Source organism: Rhodococcus sp. NPDC056960, assembly GCF_042674125.1.
Taxonomy (GTDB): Bacteria; Actinomycetota; Actinomycetes; order Mycobacteriales; family Mycobacteriaceae; genus Rhodococcus_F.
On record NZ_JBHURF010000027.1, the window covers coordinates 118,038 to 130,670 of the forward strand.

At 65.9% G+C, this 12,633-nt stretch carries 11 protein-coding genes and 2 pseudogenes; 8 read left to right on the forward strand and 5 right to left on the reverse strand.

All coding sequences use genetic code 11. The annotated features are described in order from the left end of the window. The first annotated feature begins 191 nt into the window (after positions 1 to 191). From ACFTWF_RS34710 to ACFTWF_RS34730, 5 genes are all read left to right on the forward strand, one after another. Positions 192 to 650 carry a helix-turn-helix domain-containing protein gene (locus ACFTWF_RS34710; RefSeq protein WP_378465607.1) on the forward strand — a complete coding sequence of 153 codons (459 nt, stop codon included), beginning with the start codon at positions 192 to 194 and terminating at the stop codon, positions 648 to 650. 18 nt (positions 651 to 668) lie between these two features. Further along, the gene (locus tag ACFTWF_RS34715; RefSeq protein WP_378465608.1) at positions 669 to 1,865 is read left to right on the forward strand and encodes a PIN domain-containing protein; all 1,197 of its coding nucleotides are present in this window, start codon (positions 669 to 671) and stop codon (positions 1,863 to 1,865) included. 263 nt (positions 1,866 to 2,128) lie between these two features. Beyond that, a complete protein-coding gene (locus ACFTWF_RS34720) occupies positions 2,129 to 2,380 on the forward strand; it encodes a hypothetical protein (RefSeq protein ID WP_378465609.1) in 252 nt (83 codons plus the stop codon). Further along, positions 2,377 to 2,577, forward strand: coding sequence for a hypothetical protein (locus tag ACFTWF_RS34725; protein WP_378465610.1), 201 nt, complete (start codon positions 2,377 to 2,379; stop codon positions 2,575 to 2,577). The genes ACFTWF_RS34720 and ACFTWF_RS34725 overlap by 4 nt, the downstream gene beginning before the upstream one ends. A gap of 60 nt (positions 2,578 to 2,637) precedes the next feature. Then, on the forward strand, positions 2,638 to 3,006 hold the full coding sequence (locus tag ACFTWF_RS34730) for a hypothetical protein (protein ID WP_378465611.1): 369 nt from the start codon (positions 2,638 to 2,640) through the stop codon (positions 3,004 to 3,006). A gap of 31 nt (positions 3,007 to 3,037) precedes the next feature. Here ACFTWF_RS34730 and ACFTWF_RS34735 read toward each other — a convergent pair whose 3' ends face one another. The 3 genes from ACFTWF_RS34735 to ACFTWF_RS34745 form a co-directional block, all read right to left on the reverse strand. Continuing rightward, complete coding sequence (locus tag ACFTWF_RS34735) at positions 3,038 to 4,696, reverse strand: long-chain-fatty-acid--CoA ligase (RefSeq protein WP_378465612.1); 1,659 nt, start codon at positions 4,694 to 4,696, stop codon at positions 3,038 to 3,040. A 78-nt stretch (positions 4,697 to 4,774) separates the two neighbouring features. Beyond that, positions 4,775 to 6,289, reverse strand: a complete 1,515-nt coding sequence (locus tag ACFTWF_RS34740; protein WP_378465613.1) for an aldehyde dehydrogenase family protein — start codon at positions 6,287 to 6,289, stop codon at positions 4,775 to 4,777. After that, positions 6,286 to 7,917: a GMC family oxidoreductase gene (locus ACFTWF_RS34745; RefSeq protein WP_378465614.1), complete on the reverse strand. Its 1,632-nt coding sequence runs from the start codon at positions 7,915 to 7,917 to the stop codon at positions 6,286 to 6,288. Before ACFTWF_RS34745 ends, ACFTWF_RS34740 begins: the two co-directional genes overlap by 4 nt. 354 nt (positions 7,918 to 8,271) lie before the next feature. Here ACFTWF_RS34745 and ACFTWF_RS34750 point away from each other — a divergent pair, with 354 nt between their 5' ends. After that, positions 8,272 to 9,318 carry a helix-turn-helix domain-containing protein gene (locus ACFTWF_RS34750; RefSeq protein WP_378465615.1) on the forward strand — a complete coding sequence of 349 codons (1,047 nt, stop codon included), beginning with the start codon at positions 8,272 to 8,274 and terminating at the stop codon, positions 9,316 to 9,318. Positions 9,319 to 9,352: 34 nt separating this feature from the next. Here ACFTWF_RS34750 and ACFTWF_RS34755 read toward each other — a convergent pair whose 3' ends face one another. Both ACFTWF_RS34755 and ACFTWF_RS34760 read right to left on the reverse strand, forming a co-directional pair. Next, positions 9,353 to 9,655, reverse strand: a complete 303-nt coding sequence (locus ACFTWF_RS34755) for a helix-turn-helix domain-containing protein (RefSeq protein ID WP_378465621.1) — start codon at positions 9,653 to 9,655, stop codon at positions 9,353 to 9,355. A 93-nt stretch (positions 9,656 to 9,748) separates the two neighbouring features. Then, positions 9,749 to 10,258 (reverse strand): annotated as a pseudogene (locus ACFTWF_RS34760) (hypothetical protein); the annotation flags it as partial. A 722-nt stretch (positions 10,259 to 10,980) separates the two neighbouring features. On the opposite strand from ACFTWF_RS34760, the gene ACFTWF_RS34765 reads away from it, so the two are divergent. Both ACFTWF_RS34765 and ACFTWF_RS34770 read left to right on the forward strand, forming a co-directional pair. Next, positions 10,981 to 12,402, forward strand: coding sequence for an APC family permease (locus ACFTWF_RS34765; RefSeq protein WP_378465616.1), 1,422 nt, complete (start codon positions 10,981 to 10,983; stop codon positions 12,400 to 12,402). A gap of 54 nt (positions 12,403 to 12,456) precedes the next feature. Continuing rightward, a pseudogene (locus ACFTWF_RS34770) lies at positions 12,457 to 12,633 on the forward strand (mspA family protein); the annotation flags it as partial.

Genomic DNA, 12,633 nt, shown 5'->3' on the forward strand with positions numbered 1-12,633 from the left:
GGTGGTCGTGTCATCGAGGTACGGCTCCAGTTCGCCTATTGGGCACAGTGTTTCGGTCGAGGTTCGACGGCGGCGTGAGCCACGAGCCTCAGTGCCCGATGGTCACGATTAACCGAGTCTGAGTCCGTCAGCCGTTCGGTCCCCGCTTCTCGCCGCATTGCGTGTTCGTTTTTTTCGTTTTACGGTGGGGTATGGGCGCTCTGATGAACCACACGGTGTTGCCTCCAATCGCCGCCGACCGAGATCTTCTCGCCGAGCTGAAATCCGTTCTCGCTGGTGCTGAAGAGGTGTCGATCTCGACCCCGGACAGGTCGGCGCCGTTGCCGGACAGCGTCCGAGGTTTGCTCGTCGACGCGGTCACGGCCTTGGATCGGGGGCAGGCGGTGACGGTGGAGGCCCTTCGTACAGTGCTGACGACGCAGGAGGCCGCGGAACTGTTGGGGATCACGCGGCCGACCCTCGTGCGGTTGCTGGAGGCGGGGAAGATTCCGTATACCTCGCCCGGCCGGCACCGGCGGGTGGAGTTGGCGGACGTGCTCGAATTCCAGCGACGCGAGCGCGAGCGCCGCGGCCAGGTGCTCGAGGAGATGGCGCGTGAGGAAGCGCCGGATCCCGGTGATGCCGCTGACGGCTTCGTCTCGACCCGCTGATCTGGGGCGGGGCGACCGATGACGACCTCCCGGGTGGTTCTCGACGCGTGCGTCATGCTTCCCCTGCCCCTGAACAGCCTGCTGCTGACGCTCGCCGATGCCGAGTTGTTCCGACCGGTATGGACGCCAGATCTGCTCGACGAGGTCGAGCGCAACCTGTCCGACGAGAGCTCTGGGCATCCGCCGCAGCAAGCGGCGCGGCGGGTACAGCAGATGCGCAGAGCCTTTCCCCTCGCGGAGGACGAATCACACGGATACCGCGCGCTGATCCCCGCGATGACCAACGATCCGAGGAGCCGGCACGTCCTGGCCGCGGCGGTGCGCTCCGGAGCGGCATCGATCGTGACCGCAACCCTGCCGGATTTTCCCCCGGCGGCCCTCGAGCCGTTCGACGTCGAGGCAATCCACCCCGACGAATTCCTCTGTGATCAAATCGATCTCGACCCGGACGCGGTGATCGAGTGCATTCACGTGCTGATCGCCCGCAACACTCTTCCGCCGCGCACGGTGGGGGAGTTGCTCGAGTCACTCGCGCAACTGACCCCACGGTTCGTCGACGCCGTCCGCGCCGCGCTCGTCGCCCGGGGTGAGGATCCCGGCGCTGGTGCAGTGCCGACGGCGTCCTCCCTTCCGGAGTTGACCGACGAGCAGATCAGCGCCTTGCCACCCGAGATGCAGGAGGCGTACCTCGAGCTTCGTGCGATGGATCCGGCGGAATTGCTGCGGTTCCTTGGACATACGAAGCTGGTGAGCGCGGCGTGGGCGTTCCTGACGTCGGTGTGCGTGGACGGAGACCTGCTGTCGGTGTGGCAGACCGTGGATCCCGACTTCCGCGCGGTACTCGCATGGCGGTGGGTGCAAGACAACCACTATCAGATGACCGTTGACGGGTGGGACGGTGAGGCGGTCGCGGCGGATCTCGCCGTGCCGGTACCGGAGCATCCCCTGTGGGTGCATTTCGAGCGCGTGCACGTGCGGTCGTTCCGTGCGATGCTGCCAGATCCTGCGACGTGGGGAATCGGTACCGGAACAAGAATCGTCGCTCCCGGTGTGGAGGTGCTCTACGTGCACGAGATGTCGACGCTCGACGGCGGCGTGTGGGAGCCGAACGTTCCGCGGCCTGTGTTTCCGATCCTGATGCATCTCGTCGACGATCGGTGGCTGGTGCGGAACCTGGGGTCCGAGGAGGACCCGGCCGGCCGAGTGCAGTCATGATCGGTGTCGTGTTCGACATTCCGGCTTCCCTCACCCGGCAAGGAGCCACGCCGTGACCTCACCGCGCCTTGCCGCTGGAGCGCACTCCGATCCATGTGCCCGACGAGGTTCTCGATGACCTGCGCGTCCTTCTGACATTGACCCGTCCGCCGCTGGACGAGGGGAATGGGGACTGGTCCTACGGTGTCCCGGACAGCTATCTCCGTGAGCTGTGGCCTATTGGCGGGACGGCTAGGACTGGCGCAAGGCCGAGGCTGCCATCAATGCGTAGCCTCACAGACGACCAGCCCGCCGACGTCCGCGCCCGCATCATCGAGCTGGACCACCGCTCGGCGTCCCACCTCGCCGTTCACATGCTCGACGCCGCCACCCTGGCCCACGGGCTGAGCGACTCACCGGCGGGACTGCTCGCCTGGCTACTGGAACGCTGGAATGCCTGGAGTGACAACGGCGGTGACGTCGAGTCCGTGTTCACCAAGGACGACCTGTTCACCCAGCCACGATCTACTGGGTGAACAACTCCATCGCCAAGTCGATGCGCTATTACGCTAACGCCAACCGCTATCCGTCGACCTCGGCCCACGACCGCACCACGGTGGTACAGGCGCCGGTCGGCCTCACCTTCGTCACGTACGAGAACCCGCCCGGCATCCACACCGCGGCCGAGCGTGTCCGGGCGTTGCGCCGCACCTTCCACGGCTGCAGGCCCTGAACGACCCTGCGGGCTCGCGCCCCAGCCCGGTCGGGGGGCTGTATCGCGGATGACGGGGGTATGGATGAGCTGACATCGGCGGGGTCGGGGAGGGGATGGCGGATTTCGTTGGGCGTATCCGCGGGTGTGCTGTTGGGATTCTTCTGCTATCTGCCGGCGGTGAACCTGTGGCAGCACTACGGGGATGTGCCGCAGCCGCGGGTGTATCCCCATGGATCGTTCACCTCGTTCGGTTCCGACCCGCCGCCGGTGGGGTATTGGGTGAGCTGGGCGGGACCGGTGGTGTTCGTGGTGGCCTGCGGGTTGATGACGATTCCGTGGCGGGCTGCCCGGCAATTCGTCCTGCCGTTGGTGTGCGCGTTCGTGCCGCTGGCGGTGTTGGTGGGCTGGATCTTCATGTCGATGGAGCTGTTCTTCACCCCCGACTGAACCCGCTGTCGTCGGCGGCCTCACCCTCGGTTTATCCGGCTTTGGTGTAGATGTCGGCGTGTGCGGCGCGCATCACCTTCTTGTCCAGTTTGCCGACGCTGGTGCGAGGCAGGGCGTCGCGGTAGAGGACGGTGTCGGGTAGTTGCCACCGGGCGAACGTGCCGGCGAGCAGGGCGTGTATCTCTTCGATCGGCAGCTGCTCTCCGTCGGTGGTGACGACGAGCGCGACCGGGCGCTCTTGCCATCTGGGGTGTTCGACGCCGATCACGGCCGCCTCGGCGATCCTCGGGTGCGCGAGAAGGGCGTTCTCCATGTCGATCGAGGAAATCCATTCCCCTCCGCTCTTGATCACGTCCTTCAGGCGGTCTGTCAGCTTGAGGTATCCGTTGGGTGCGATGGTGCCGATGTCGCCGCTGCGCCAGTATCCGTCGAGGAAGTGGTCGGTGGCGTCGAGCTTGTGATAGCCCACGGTGATCCACGGCCCGCGCAGCAGCACCTCACCCTGACTCTTGCCGTCGTGCGGCAGGTCGTTGCCGTCGGCGTCGACGATGCGGATGTCCACCCCGTTGACCGGTAGCCCTTGGCAACGTTTGAGGTCCCATTTCTGCTCATCGGAAACACGTTCTCGCAGCGACGGCTCGGCGTTGACGGCGACCGTCGGGGTGGTTTCGGTGGCGCCGTATGCATGAATGACGTCCGCGCCGGTGAGCTCGTAGAATCCGCGCATCAACGACAGCGCGGGCTCGGTGGCCCCCGACAGCAGCCGCACCCGTCGGAAGTCCGGTTTCACGGCGAGCGTCTCGATGTGATCGAGCATCGGCTGGAAGATGGCCGGGGCACCGTTGGCCACGGTGACGTCCTCGGTGATCATGGCGTCGATCAACACCGGGGTGTCTTCGGCCAGGTAGCGTCCGGGCAACACGATCTTTGCGGCGCTGTAGACCGCCGACTGGGGTAGACCCCAGCATTGGCCATGGAACATCGGGGTGATCAACATGACGGTGTCGTTGCTGCGGATACCGAGGTTCGCGGCCTGCGCCATCGTGTGCAGGTAGATGCCGCGATGGGAGTAGTAGACACCCTTGGGTGTGCCGGTCGTGCCGGTGGTATAGCAGGCACTGTAGGCGGAGGTTTCAGCGATGACAGGCCAGTCGAACTCATCGGGGGCCGCGGCGACCAGGTCCTCGAAGTGGTGGACGTCGGCTAGAGTGGTGGCGATCTGCGACATCGGTTTGTCCGACATCACCACCCACGCACGGACGTTCGGTGCGAACGGCGCCATCGCCTCCGCGACCGGTAGAAGGCTCTCGTCGACCAGGACGACACTGGCCTCGCTGTGCGAGGTGACGTAGCCGAGGTCCTCCGAAGCCAGCCGCAGGTTCATCTGCAGCATCACCGCACCGGTGCCCGGGATGGCCCAGTAGAGTTCGAAGTGCCGCTTGCTGTTCCAGTCGAGGACGCCCACGACGTCGCCCGCGCCGACGCCGAGCGCGGTCAACACGTTGGCGGCCAGCTGCATCCGGGTGTAGGCCTCGCCGTAGGTGTAGTGGTCCCAGCCGCCGTCCGGGGTACGGAACACGATCTGCTGTTGCGGGTAGGTCCGGGCGGAGTGCCGGATCAGGGTGGTGGTGTTGAGTTGGTAGTCGTCGCCGTGGGTCGACGGCCGTCCCTGAATTACGTCGTGCGTCATGTCGTACTCCTGCAGATTGATGCGAGATCGGATGGTGAAGGTTGCGGTGGCCGCACGCGGGTTAGGTCAGGCTGTCGGTCATCGTCCCCAGAGCATCACCATGAGGCGGTCGAACAGACGCGATCGGCGCGCGTTGTTCGGGAACATGGTCGGTTCGCGAGTGAGCGCGAATCGTGTGGTCAGGATCGTATGGGTGTCACAGTATTTGCGGATTCCGTCCTTCCCGTGTCGTCCGCTGCCGAACCCGGACCGACCGGCGCCGGCGAAGGGTGCCTCCTGGGCGAGAAAGCTCATGATCGCATCGTTGATCCAGGTGTTGCCCGCGACCATCCGCCGTGCGAGGTCGTTTGCCTTTGCGGTATTGCGACTGAAAATGGTCGATCCCAGCCCGTAGACCGTGTCGTTGGCGAGGCGAACGGCCTCCTCTTCGTCGCGCACCTTCATGATCGGCAGGATCGGGCCGAACGTTTCTTCTTGCATGACCTTCATCGTGTGGTCGACGTCGACGAGAACGGTCGGCTGGAAGAACCTGCCGGCGCCCGGTTCGCGCTTGCCGCCGACGAGAACGCGCGCGCCCTTGGCAGTTGCGTCGTCGATGTGACTCTCGATGATGTCGAGCTGCGGTGCGAAGGTGATGGCGCCGACGTCCGTCGAGCCGAAATCCCCGGGTGCGCCGATCCGCAGTCGCGCGACCTTCTCGGTTACCTTGGCCACGAACTCGTCGTATACCGGTGCTTCGACGTAGACGCGTTCGATGCCCATGCAGATCTGACCGGCGTTGCGGATCGACCACTCCACGGCCACGTTCGCGGCACGCTCGAGGTTCGCATCGGCGAGGACGATCATCGGGTCCTTGCCGCCGAGTTCCAGGGACGACGGAATGAGCCGCTCGCCGCAGCGGGTGGCGATCCGGCGTCCGGTGCGGGTGGAACCGGTGAACTGGATCATGTCGGCATACTCGACGAGCGCGGCGCCCGTCTCGCCGGCGCCGGTGGCGACCTGGAGGACACCCATCGGGAACCCTACCTCGGTCGCGCCGCGAACCACCTGCTCGACTGCAAGCGGCGCAACCTCGCTCGGTTTGAGAATCACCGTGTTGCCGGCCATCAGTGCCGGCAGTGCATCACCGACCGACGCGGTCAGCGGATAATTCCACGGCGCGATGACGCCGACCACTCCGTGCGGGCGGTACCGGACGACGACCTTCTTCCCGAACACGAACGGAGAGTGGGTGCGGATCTTCTCCTCCGCGAGGTATTTTCCAGCGTTCTTGGCCCAGAAGCCCATCGAGTCGGCGACGTAGAACAGTTCGGCCAGCAGCGCATCCTCGCGGGTCTTGCCGTTCTCGGCCACAATGGTGTCGATGATCGCGGCGCGGTTGGCGACGAACCAGGATCGCAGTTTGCGCACCAACTCGGCGCGACGATCGAATCCGATTTCCGCCCAGGCGGGTTGGGCGGCACGCGCACGGACCACCAGTTCGGCCACGTCGTCGGCGGTCATGTTCTCGATGTGGCCGATCACGCGACCGGTAGCCGGATTCTCGATCGCAATGGTCGCGGCCGTGTCACGGCTCTGCAGCGGTATCGTCATCGCGCAGCTCCGGACCCGGCGGCGGTGGCCCCGGATGCAGATGTCGCGACGGTCGTGCCGAGGAAATCCGCGCAACGCTCACCGATCATGATTGCCGGTGCGTTGGTATTGCCGCGGATGATGGTGGGCATGACCGACGTATCGGCCACCCGCAGGCCCTCGACGCCGTGGACACGCAGCTGCGGGTCGACGACCCCGTCGTCGGGGGTACCGATACGTGCGGTGCAGGCGGGGTGGTAGGTGTGCTGAACCGAGGTACGGATCCAGGCCTCCACCTCGTCGCGCGTACGCACATCACGACCCGGGGTGATTTCGGTGCCCAGGACGGCGCGGGCGGGTCCGGTTGCGGCGATGTCGCGAGCGAGATCGACGGCGTCGATCATCTCGTCCATCTCCGCGCGTGTCGAGAGCATGTTGTACGCGACTCGGGGCTTCCGTGTCGGGTCGTTCGAGCGGATCCGCACCGTGCCCCGGCTTCGAGGCGCGATGTAGGACATCGCGATTGTCGCCGCGGGCACATCCCACGCCATCTGGCCGTGATCGTAGAAGTATCCGGGGGCGAAGAGGCACTGGAAGTTGGGTGCCGGCATGGCGGCATCGGTGCGAACGTGCGCGGCGGTCTCGGCGACGTTGCTCGTGAGCTTGCCGCGCCGACGTAACAGCCACTCCAGCAGGTACTTCGGCTTCGTCGCGTCGGCGATACCGATGTGGCCGCCGGTCAGTTCGTAGGTGGTGTAGACGAGTGGGTGCTCCATCAGGTTCTCGCCCACGGCCGGCAAGTCGACCACAGGCTTCACTCCCACCGAGCGGAGGAAATCGGCCGGGCCGATACCCGAATGCTGCAGCAGTGCAGGAGTGTTGAAGGCACCACCGGACACGATGATCTCGGCGCGGGCGTTGATTCGCTCCGTATTGCCGTTCCGGTCGGAGGTCTCGACGGCGACCGCTCGGCCCCGCTCGACGATGATCCGGGTGACGAGAGTGTCGGAGCGAACTTCCAGATTGCGCCGCCGCGCGATCGGTGCAAGGTATGCCTCGGCGCTGCCGAAACGCATGCCACGATGCTGGGTGACCTGCACCCGTCCCGTCCCGTCTTGTGTTTCACCGTTGAAGTCGTTGTTGCGTTCGATCCCCAGAGCGGCCGCTGCCTCGACGAGTGCCAGGCTGACCGGGTCCGGGTCGGGAATCCGGGTGACCTTCAGTGCGCCGGTGGTGCCGTGATACGTGCCACCGAATTCGTCGTTCGATTCGAAACGCTTGAAGATCGGCAGCACGTCCGCATAGGACCATCCGGTGGCGCCGTTCTCGGACCAGGAGTCGTAGTCGAGCCTGTTACCGCGGAGGTAGATCATCGCGTTCATCTCGCTCGATCCGCCGACCATTTTCCCGCGCGGAGAGAAGAGACGGCGCCCGTTGAGATGCGGTTCGGGATCGGTCCAGTAATCCCAGTCGAGCTTCCCGTGGAACTGCTGGGAGAATGCGGCGGGCACCTTCACCTCGAGTCTGCGGTTGCCGCCGCCGGCTTCGAGTAGCAATACCCGCGCGGTTTTCCTCTCGCTCAACCGAGCGGCCACTGCGCACCCTGCCGAGCCGGCGCCGATCACGATGTAGTCGGCTTCGTGTGACATGTGTCTCTCCTTCGTCGGTGAAATCGAAGGTACTGACGCCGCATCCGGCAGCCAATGGTCCGCACGCCAACAGATCCCGACCGCGTTGTACTCCAGCACAAAGGCAGGTCCAGACTCGGCGGCATGGTCGGCACGGCACAATCCGGGTCCCGAGATTGGCACGGCGAGCTCTCCGCCGAGGGTCGCCGGCTAAGTGGCCGAGGTTGCCGCCGAGTTCGGTGACCACTTGGCGCCGGCGCGAGCGGCCATCAATGCGCGCGTTCTGGGCGAATTGCCCGAGCTTGATCAGGCACCGCTGGGGCTGCACGACGGTTTCGATCGCTCGACGAGCGCGCACATGGCCTTGCTCCGGGGATGCTCGGCGCGTGGACCGACCCGAGTGCGGCGCCCGCGCCGAAGGAGGCCATCGACTGGGCGGTGGATCTCGCTCGTCACGGGATCCCGATCGAAACGCTGTTGCGGGCCTATCGGATCGGGCACGGCGAATTCTGGCAGTTTTGGCTGACATTGCTGTCGGCCCGGGTCGACGATCCCAGCCTGCTGGCCGAGACGTCCGCCGCCACTTCGGCCTACACCTTCAGCTATGTCGATGCGGCGCTCGCGCCGATCATCGATGAATATCTCCGGGAGCGAGAGCGTTTGGCGCGGCGAGCGCAGAGCCTGGGCGAAGCCGAACTGCGACGCGTGCTCCGCGGCGATGCCGTCGACGTGGGGTTGGCGAGCGAGCGGATGCGGTATCAGCTCGACCGCTGGCACACCGGGTTCATCGTGTGGTCCGACGCGGACGACGAGATCGATGACACGCAGCAACTCGACCGAGCCGGGGCCCGCGTCGCCGAAGTATTGCGAGGTACCGAGTCATTGATCGTGCCTGCGGGCCGCTCGGTGCTGTACGGCTGGGTCGGTTCGTCGCGACGCCACGACGGGGTGATCGCGCATTTGGACATCGACGGCGTGCACGTCTGCGTGGGCTCACCAGGCAGGGGCGTCGCCGGCTTCCGGCGCACCCACGATCAGGCCGGGCTGGCGCGGCGGGTGGCCCGACTGTCGACACCGGTTCCCGCTTTCCTCGACTACCGTGACTGCGCGGTCGTGGCGCTGCTGTGCGACGACGTCGACCGTGCCCGTGAGTTCGTCGCCGAGGTCCTCGGCGACACCCTCGAGCGTGACGACGCGGACCGGCTACTCGACACTGTGTCGGTGTACCAACACGAGGGATTGAGCCTCAGCCGGGCTGCCGAGCGGCTGCATGTGCACCGCAACACCGTCGCCTACCGGGTGCGCCGCGTGGTCGAGGCCAGCACCGAGAACGACGGAGATTCGCTGCATCTCCGGGTGGCCGTCGAACTGGCTAAGATCGTCGGACCCGTCGCAGACGGCGGGCACCGTCGGGAAGCATGAACGGCAACATGTCCAGTGCTCGCGCACGCGACAGCTAATCGTCCTCTCGTAGCTCGACGAGTGCGAGTGCAGTGTCCACCGCGATCGGATTCTGGGCCAAGGGGCGCGGCAGCAGTTCGTCGACTCGCGCGAGCCGTCGATCGATCGTGTTCCTTTGCGCAAACAGCTTCTCGGCCGCTTTCGAGGTATTGAACTGTTCAGCGATGAACACCCGCACCGTGTGTCGCAGCACGCGGTCGGCGCTCGCCAGCGCACCGAGCGTGTCGGCGATGAAGAGCTGCGTCTCCGCGACATCGGAGGTCAGCAGGGAGATCAGCTGAACGTCCTCGAATCGCACGACACGGCGGCGGGATCCGAGACGCGCCAGGAGGTTCTGCGCTGCAGCGGCGTCGAGATGGCTGCGCCGAAAGCCATGGAGATCTTCCCCCGGCCTGCCGATTGCGATGCGAACTCCGTTGGTGTTCTCGACAATTGCGGAGAGTCCGGCTTCGGGGGCACCTGGGTGACGGGTAACCACACCCACAGTGCGGCGAAACCGGCAACCAGCGTCAACCGATGCACTGCGCCACACGTGCGCATGAGTTGTTCCGCCGCATTGTCGAGTCCGCCGACCTGGTCCTCCGAGTCGACCCGCACGATCGCGGCGAGATGGTGACCGGTCAGCGCATAGCCGAGCTGTGCCTCTGCCCGATCGCGGGCGATCGGAGCTCCCTGGAGCAGCAATTGCACCGTGGCGAGACGTTGGATCAGCGGTCCGCGAGCGAGCTCGGACCGCACCTCGCCGATATGCGCGGACACCGCGGCCCTCAAATCGTCGAAGTAGGCCGTGAGCGAGTTCGCCGAGATCTCGACCATTTGTCGGAGGTCGTCGCCGTCCTCCGTAGTGTCGAAACACCCCTTCAGCCACCAGTTCCACACCACTCGTTGCGATGCGCGCCACGCATCGACGTCATCGGTGTCGACGCCGCGCAACACCAGGTCCCGCGTATACGTATGGAGGTCCGGGATGAGAGTCGGCTCGACCCGCTGCCCGGGTCGGTCGATATTGGCCACGAGCCAGTGGGCCAACGTCGACTGGGTAAAGCGTCGATCCAGCTCGGCGAGCATGGGGTCGTCGGCGAACGTGGGATCCTCGAGGTTGCGCTGTCCGGCCGCCCACGCTGCGTCGGCGACGTCGGCCACGGTCGCCTGCATCCGCGTGGCGAGGCTCCGGAACAGGTCGCGTACCCGCGGAGAGGGCGTTGCCCCCAGCCGTCCTGACTCGTTCACCGTGTCTCCGTCTCCCTGACCGTCGTCGGATCCGGAATGCGAGATCCGCCTCGAACCCATTCTCCCGGGCGTTGCACTCTGCATCAGTGGGGCGGCGAGATAGGTGCAGATTGTCACTGGTTCACCGCACGCTTGCCTGCGAGTGTTGCACATCACATCACGTCAACACTGCCTTCGTGACACGTCCAACGTCGCGCCGGCAGCCATTCAGCGTTGTCACGCACGGTTACCCGCACGAAACGCGGTCATCCGATGGGGCAGGACAGCGAAACCTCGCAACCTACAGACAGGGAAGATCGACATGACCGGATGGACCTGGACTGCGGCGCTGTGCGCCGCTCCCCGAGGCCGGCTCCTGGCCGCCGGCGCACCTTCGGACGAGGGGCGCCACTGATGAGCAGCATCGAGTACGAAGATTCGGCAGGACACCTCGAAAGCGGCCACTTCGGCCGCGGCACGCTGGTGTCGCTCTCCCTGGCATCGTTCTTCCCGGCGGTCGGCATCGCCCTCGTGCCGACGCTGGTCCTCACCGCGGTCGGAAACCCCACGGCGTGGCATGCATCGCTCCTCGCCGCGATCTGCATGATCCTGGTCGGACGGGCAATCATCGTGTTCGCGGGCCGATTCGTCGCGACCGGCTCGCTGTACTCGTACATATCCGAAGTCTTCGGGCCGTGGGCGCGCTACCTGACCGGCGCTGCGATGGCGGGTGGTTTCGTCTGCGGGGTCGGCGGACTGGCGATGCTGGTCGGGCGCTTCCTCGGCAGCTTCATGCACGAACGCCAGGCCGACCCGACCGACCTGTCCGCACTCCAGTTCCCGACCCAAAGTGTCATCTTCACGCTCGCCTTCCTGATCGCAGCCGGAATCGCATATCGCGGACTCGACAGCTCGGTGCTCGTCGTCGTCGGCCTGGCTGTGCTGTCCACCCCGCTGGTCATCCTGATCACCCTCGCCAGTGCGCGACACACGGGGCTGCAACTCGCGATGCAGTTCGACTTCAGCCAGTTCAGCGTGGGGGCCACACTGCGCGGCGTAGCAATCGGTGCCGCGTTCCTCATCGCCTTCGAGAGCTGCGCAGCGCTGGCAGCCGAGACCCGAGATCCTCAGCGCAACATCCCCGTCGCGGTGATGGCGGTGCCGGTCGTGCTGGGCGGTGTCTACACCCTCGCGACGATCCTGCAGGTGCCCGGACTCCTGGAGGCCTATGACCAGGTGGCCGCTGGAGTGTCGCCACCGGCCGCGCTGGCCATGCAGGCAGGCCTGGGATCGTCGGTTGCCGCGGCCACCGACCTCGTGCTGGCAGCCGCATGCTTCTCCTCGCTCGTCGCCTTCGTCAACTACGGTGCCCGATTCGCGCTGGCGTTCGCCGAGGACGGCCTGCTCCCCGCACCCCTGACCCGCATCCACCCGCGGTTCCACAGCCCGCACGTGGCTGTCGTGTCGCTCGCCCTCGTCTCTCTCGCGTTCATCTCGGTCGCGGTTCTCCTGGTCGGCGACGTGTCGTCCGCATATGACGCACTCGCCACCTTGCTGGTGTACATCTGGGTTCTGCCGTACGTGCTGATCGCCGCGGGCGCGATCGTGCTGACGCGTCGGGCAGGCGAGTTCCGCCCGGGCCTGTTGATCGCTGCCGCCGTTGGTGGGGCCGCCATGGCGTGGACCTACGTCAACGGCTGGATCAATCCGCCCGTGGCGCCGTCGGATTCGATGACGTGGGTTGCCGTAATCGTGATCGCCGTCGTGCTCGCGCTGTTCGTACTGTGCACAGTTCTGCGACGAAGTGCGCGGCAGCGCGAGCGGGTCGACGTGTGACCGCCGACGACACCCGAATCGCCGCCGCACCCCCGAAGAAGGAGTACCGAGAAAATGATCGTTCAAGGCAAGTCCGGCCTGCGCCGTGGCGCCCGTATTGCAGGCCTGGGTGGTGCTGCGGCTGCCCTACTCGGTGTGATGTCCACTGGTGCGGCGAGCGCGGATACTTTCATCCCGCTGCCTGATGGTTCGAAGACCGGTCCGAATGTGACGGTGACGCGTACCGCGGAG

Bases quoted from the DNA above. Each gene is read 5' to 3' on its own strand.
- ACFTWF_RS34710 (WP_378465607.1), top strand. From the start codon at position 192: ATGGGCGCTCTGATGAACCACACGGTGTTGCCTCCAATCGCCGCCGAC.
- ACFTWF_RS34715 (WP_378465608.1), top strand. From the start codon at position 669: ATGACGACCTCCCGGGTGGTTCTCGACGCGTGCGTCATGCTTCCCCTG.
- ACFTWF_RS34720 (WP_378465609.1), top strand. From the start codon at position 2,129: ATGCGTAGCCTCACAGACGACCAGCCCGCCGACGTCCGCGCCCGCATC.
- ACFTWF_RS34730 (WP_378465611.1), top strand. From the start codon at position 2,638: ATGGATGAGCTGACATCGGCGGGGTCGGGGAGGGGATGGCGGATTTCG.
- ACFTWF_RS34735 (WP_378465612.1), bottom strand. From the start codon at position 4,696: ATGACGCACGACGTAATTCAGGGACGGCCGTCGACCCACGGCGACGAC.
- ACFTWF_RS34740 (WP_378465613.1), bottom strand. From the start codon at position 6,289: ATGACGATACCGCTGCAGAGCCGTGACACGGCCGCGACCATTGCGATC.
- ACFTWF_RS34745 (WP_378465614.1), bottom strand. From the start codon at position 7,917: ATGTCACACGAAGCCGACTACATCGTGATCGGCGCCGGCTCGGCAGGG.
- ACFTWF_RS34750 (WP_378465615.1), top strand. From the start codon at position 8,272: ATGCTCGGCGCGTGGACCGACCCGAGTGCGGCGCCCGCGCCGAAGGAG.
- ACFTWF_RS34765 (WP_378465616.1), top strand. From the start codon at position 10,981: ATGAGCAGCATCGAGTACGAAGATTCGGCAGGACACCTCGAAAGCGGC.